Annotated in this window: 3 protein-coding genes; all 3 read left to right on the top strand. The window is 34.1% G+C overall.

What is annotated here, in order from left to right; translation table 11 throughout:
• The first annotated feature begins 307 nt into the window (after positions 1-307).
• Genes G8O23_RS16985 through G8O23_RS16975 form a run of 3 tightly spaced genes read left to right on the top strand, consistent with a single transcriptional unit; the run spans position 308 to position 4,754 of the window.
• A complete protein-coding gene (locus G8O23_RS16985) occupies positions 308-1,516 on the top strand; it encodes a hypothetical protein (protein WP_166367081.1) in 1,209 nt (402 codons plus the stop codon).
• Entirely contained in the window at positions 1,513-4,374 is a 2,862-nt protein-coding gene (locus G8O23_RS16980; protein WP_166367079.1) for an Eco57I restriction-modification methylase domain-containing protein, read from the top strand. The genes G8O23_RS16985 and G8O23_RS16980 overlap by 4 nt, the downstream gene beginning before the upstream one ends.
• An 11-nt stretch (positions 4,375-4,385) precedes the next feature.
• Positions 4,386-4,754 carry a PBECR2 nuclease fold domain-containing protein gene (locus tag G8O23_RS16975; protein WP_166367077.1) on the top strand — a complete coding sequence of 123 codons (369 nt, stop codon included), beginning with the start codon at positions 4,386-4,388 and terminating at the stop codon, positions 4,752-4,754.
• Positions 4,755-5,162: the final 408 nt, after the last annotated feature.

Here is a 5,162-nt window from a genome sequence, read left to right as displayed (position 1 = left end):
TGGGAAGCTCGGGGCGGGGTCGCCCGCTGCCATTCGTTTTCGTCGGGGGACGAAAACGTGGGCTACGCACATCCCCACTAGCCACAACCCCCAACCGTTAGGGGCAAGCTATGAAGAAAAAATCGCAGAAGACCTAAATTTGCTACAAAGACAGAAGAAAATAATACGAAAAATTGCCCACGCACACTCAGGCACTTTTTGTTGCCCCACCGCACAGGCAATTGCTTCGCAACAAAAATAGCCTTCGTTTTTCCAACGCACGATTAATCAATAAGTTTAAGAGATAAATAACATTATTCTTTAAGCTATGGGAACAGACCTTTACCAGATAGGAAATCATAAAATTAATTTCAGCAAAAAAAGTTTTGATGATTTAACAAAAGAAATAAAAATCAAACTTGATAATACAATCTTCCCAAATGCTAATTTTTTGAGGCTTTTTGCCCTAAGTTGGGCTAATAGTGAACCTAGAAGAGTTAGACAAATAAGAGAAATAAAAACAAAAAAAGATTGGACATTTAGAGAAGAAGATGAATATTATAACTTTAAGGAAGACAAAACAATAGAATTTTATGGTCCTTTTGACCTTGAACTTACTTTTGATGAACAAAAAATACTTTTCTGGAATCCCCCCTTTCGTTACTGGTATTGGTTTGAAATGGAGGATGAAGTACACAGGGATGAATGGCGTAAGTATATGTTACAAATCCTAAAACTATTTGGAGGGAATAGGGTTATTTACCTAGCAGACAATGCTCATCATCTAGACGAATTCCTTGAATTTGAAGGAACTTTCGATGATATTGAGTCCGCTCTTTTTAAAAAATATGGTAAACCAAAAGAAACTTTTAGAGAAGTCGCATCTGACTTTGACAATTCATACTTTATTGACAATTTTGAAACAATTAATTGGGAAAGTAACGAACCTCTGGATGAATATTTACCTGAACCTGATGATACATCATCAACCGATTTTGATTTAGAGAAATACTCATCAAAAAATGAGATTAAAGAGTTATATTTTGAGAATGAGTTTTTGATGCATAAGATAATTGGTAATTCAATCCATTTTTATCATCTTGCTGTAATTAAAGGCCTGCTTTGCATCCATTTTGGGCAGCTTGGAGGAACTGAAAAAATTGAAGTTAAATTAGATAAACACGCACCTTTTGTCTACGATGAAATTAAAATGGAATTGATGCAGAAAGGTTATGATAATACAAATTATAAAAATTACACCATAAAGTTTAACGGATGGAAAAACGTAGAAAGTTGGTCTGATGCTATTAATGAATTTGAAACAGAATTAATCTGGTCAGGTAATGGTGCAATAAGTGGAAGTTCTTCAAATTACAAAGGGAAAGTTGAGAAATGGTTTTATGCTGTTAACGAACATCTTGCGCTAGAACTTCTGTTAAAATTAGGCAAAAAATTCAATTCAAATGGTAAAATACAAGTCTTTAGGCACGATGATGAAAAAAGGACAATGATTTATCAACAGAAAACAGAACAATGATTTCCAAAGAACAAGCATACAAGATAGTCGAGGAATTAGTAATTCGTTTTGAAGAACAAATTGAATCCTATAAACAAGCGGATTACAATGAAACTTTAACCCGAAGAGACTTTATTGACCCATTTTTTAAAGCACTTGGTTGGGACGTTGACAATTCACAAGGTTTTGCAGAGGCATACAGGGAAGTAATTCACGAGGATAGAGTAAAAGTTGGCAAAGCAACAAAAGCTCCCGATTATTCATTCAGATTATCGGGCGGGAAAAGATTATTCTTTGTTGAGGCAAAAAAACCAAGCGTTTCGATAAAAGATGACATTTCAGTTGCTTATCAAATTCGCCGTTATGGTTGGAGCGCAAAACTTCCTGTTAGTATAATTACAGATTTTGAGGAATTTGCAGTTTACGATTGTACAAAAAAGCCTAAACCAACTGATAAATCGAGTACTGCAAGAATTAAATACATCAATTACAAGGACTACTTAACAGAATTCGATTTCTTGTGGGACACGTTTTCGAAAGAAAAGGTTTTAAAAGGTAGTTTTGATAAGTACATACAAAGTGATACGGCAAAAAAAGGAACGGCAACTGTAGATAACGATTTTCTTGAATCTTTAGATAAATGGAGAACCTACTTAGCAACAAGCATAAGTTTAAGGAACAAAGACCTTGACGAAGAAGAACTAAATTATGTAGTCCAACTTTTAATTGACCGTTTAATCTTTTTAAGAATAGCGGAAGACCGAGGAGTTGAAAATTATGGTCAGCTTAAAAACTCTGTAAATCAAAAGGGCGAATCTTATCAAAACCTTTTCTTTAACTTTAAACAGGCAGATGAAAAGTATAATTCGGGACTATTTGATTTTAAGAAAGATGTAATATCGGAAAAAATCACAATTGACAATAAGGTTATAAAAACCATTGTCAATGAAATGTATTACCCTGAAAGCCCATATGAATTCTCAGTAATTTCAGTTGAAATTCTTGGTAGTGCTTACGAACAGTTCCTAGGAAAGCAGATTAGGATTACAAGCGGACATAGGGCAAAAATTGAAGAAAAACCTGAAGTAAGAAAAGCGGGAGGTGTTTATTATACACCTCAATATGTAGTTGACTATATTGTTGAAAAAACTGTTGGACAGTTAATTAATGGAAAAACGCCAAAACAAATCAAAAATATTAGGATTGTTGACCCCGCTTGTGGTAGTGGTAGTTTCCTCATTGGCGCATACCAATTCTTGCTAGAATATCACAAAAACTACTACACAGAAAAAGGAACAAAAATTGGTAAAAAAGATAGCCCAATTACACCGTCAGGGGAACTCACATCATCGGAAAAGAAAAAAATTTTACTGAACAATATCTATGGCGTTGATATTGATGTAAATGCAGTTGAAGTAACAAAGTTGAGCCTTTTGCTAAAATGTATGGAGGGCGAAACCGCAACAACTATAGCACAACAACAGAAATTATGGCACGAAAGGCTTTTGCCAACGCTTGACGACAATATTAAAAGCGGAAATAGTTTAATCGACCTTGACTTTTATGATGCAGTAATTGATTTTGGTGAGGAAAAGAAAGTTAAACCTTTCAATTGGCAGAAAGCATACCCAGAAGTTTTTAAGGATGGTGGTTTTGATGCAGTAATTGGAAACCCACCTTATGGCGCAACATTCTCTGAATCTGAATTATCATATTTTAAAACAAGGTATAATACATCGGTTTGGCGTGGTGAAAGCTATTTGCTATTTATTGAGAAAGGTTTAGTTTTACTAAAGCAAAAAGGACTACTCGGCTATATTATCCCCGATACTTTGCTCAACTTAGGTTTTTCAGGCTCAACAAGGAAGTATATTCTTCAAAACTCATTACTTTCTGAACTTGTGCTACTTCCATCAAATGTTTTCTCAGGTGCGACCGTTGACACAATCATTCTTCTAACACAAAAAAGTCAGCAGAAAGAACCATTTCATAAATCGGATGTATCTGTAAAAGCTTTTAATAAAAGGAGTACCATCTCAAGTATTGATAATCCTGAAAGAAGTTTTACAGTAAACACCGCTGTTTGGCAAAAACAGGATGCATTTAATCTACAATCAGATAGCCAAGAGTTAGAATTGTTAGAAAAGATTGAAAGCGGGCAAAAGAAAATATCTGATATTGCCGAAATGTTTTCTGGTATTAAGGCGTATGAAGTTGGGAAAGGAACTCCGCCTCAAACTAATATAATTAGAGATGAGAAACCTTTTACATCTTCAAATCAAGAATCTACCGATTGGAAACCATTTTTTGATGGTAAGCATATCGGGCGTTACGAATTACTCTGGAATTATAACAACTGGATTAAATATGGCAGGTGGTTAGCGGCTCCTAGAAATCCAGAAAATTTTGAGGGTGAAAAAATCCTAATCAGAAAAATTACAGGGAAAACTTTAATTTCAACTTACATTCCAGATACATCGTATTGCAATACATTGCTTTTCATCTTAAAAATAACTGACAAAAGTTATTCATACCCTGCATTAACAGGCATTCTTAATTCAAGTTTAATCGGGTGGTACTTTAGAAAGAAATTTCAAATATCCGATGACGACACTTTTCCCCAAATAATGATTAGAGACATTTTAGAGTTTCCTATTCCTGATTTAAATGAAAAAAATAACGAAGAACTTGGAGGATTGGTTAATCAAATAATAAAACTTAACGAAGAACTTAAAAATCAAAAACTACCACATCGAATTGAGCAACTGAAATTACAAATTGAGCATATTGACAGCAGAATAGATAAATTCGTATATTCAATTTTTAATGTTTCAGAGAAAGAAATCATAACTATTGAGAATTCAATTAGTAAACCTTAAAAATAATTATTATGATAATTGCAAATAGCGAAGATGGTAATCTTGTATTTAAAGATTATCAGAATAGAAAAATTACAATTCTACACGAAGAATACTTAGAATTAATGGGTAGTGAGGAAAGACGAGAAATTCGTTCAGCGTTGGAAGATTGCCTTACAAATCCATCTGAAGTTTGGTTTTCATTGGAAAATATAGACGGCAAAGACTATTCATATTATAAGTACATTAAATTGTATAGCAATCTTGTTTTTATTGCTTATGTGCTTTTGAATGAATTTTTGAAAATGAAACTAAATAACTTCTACGGCTTTAGTATGGATGATATTGAGGAAGCAGAAAAAGAACGTTGTGGTCAATTAATTTTTTCTACTTTAAAATAGTTTTCATTACTTTTCGTAAAAATGAATCCTAACCCTTCACAGCCACACACATTGCCAAGCCACACGAGCCACGCTTCAACCAAAGCTTGCCAAAGAGTGTGCCTGTTCCAACGCACGTGTAAAACCGTAAAAAATGTAGCAAATTTATATGTCGAATCTAAAGACACGACAGAAAATTAATAGCCAGCCCCTAACAAGGGGTGTAACCAATTTGGGCTGAATGGGATACGGAAACGGTTTGGCACGCAGGGAACTTCTTAACGTGGGATAAATCCCAGCTCCGCTCACCCAAACTGGTCACACCCCCAGCCGTTACCAACAAGCTTAAAATCAGGATTATCAATTATTTAAAGTAGAAATATTTGTCAAAATATTAACGATTATAAGTATAATGATTTTTTAGATATA

It is taken from the genome of Perlabentimonas gracilis, from assembly GCF_011174675.1.
Lineage (GTDB): Bacteria > Bacteroidota > Bacteroidia > Bacteroidales > Tenuifilaceae > Perlabentimonas > Perlabentimonas gracilis.
Note: the sequence above shows the minus strand (reverse complement) of the source record. Positions and strands in the feature narration are given on the sequence as shown.

Excerpts from the sequence above, each read along its gene's own strand:
- G8O23_RS16985 (WP_166367081.1), top strand. The coding sequence starts at position 308 with ATGGGAACAGACCTTTACCAGATAGGAAATCATAAAATTAATTTCAGC.
- G8O23_RS16980 (WP_166367079.1), top strand. The coding sequence starts at position 1,513 with ATGATTTCCAAAGAACAAGCATACAAGATAGTCGAGGAATTAGTAATT.
- G8O23_RS16975 (WP_166367077.1), top strand. The coding sequence starts at position 4,386 with ATGATAATTGCAAATAGCGAAGATGGTAATCTTGTATTTAAAGATTAT.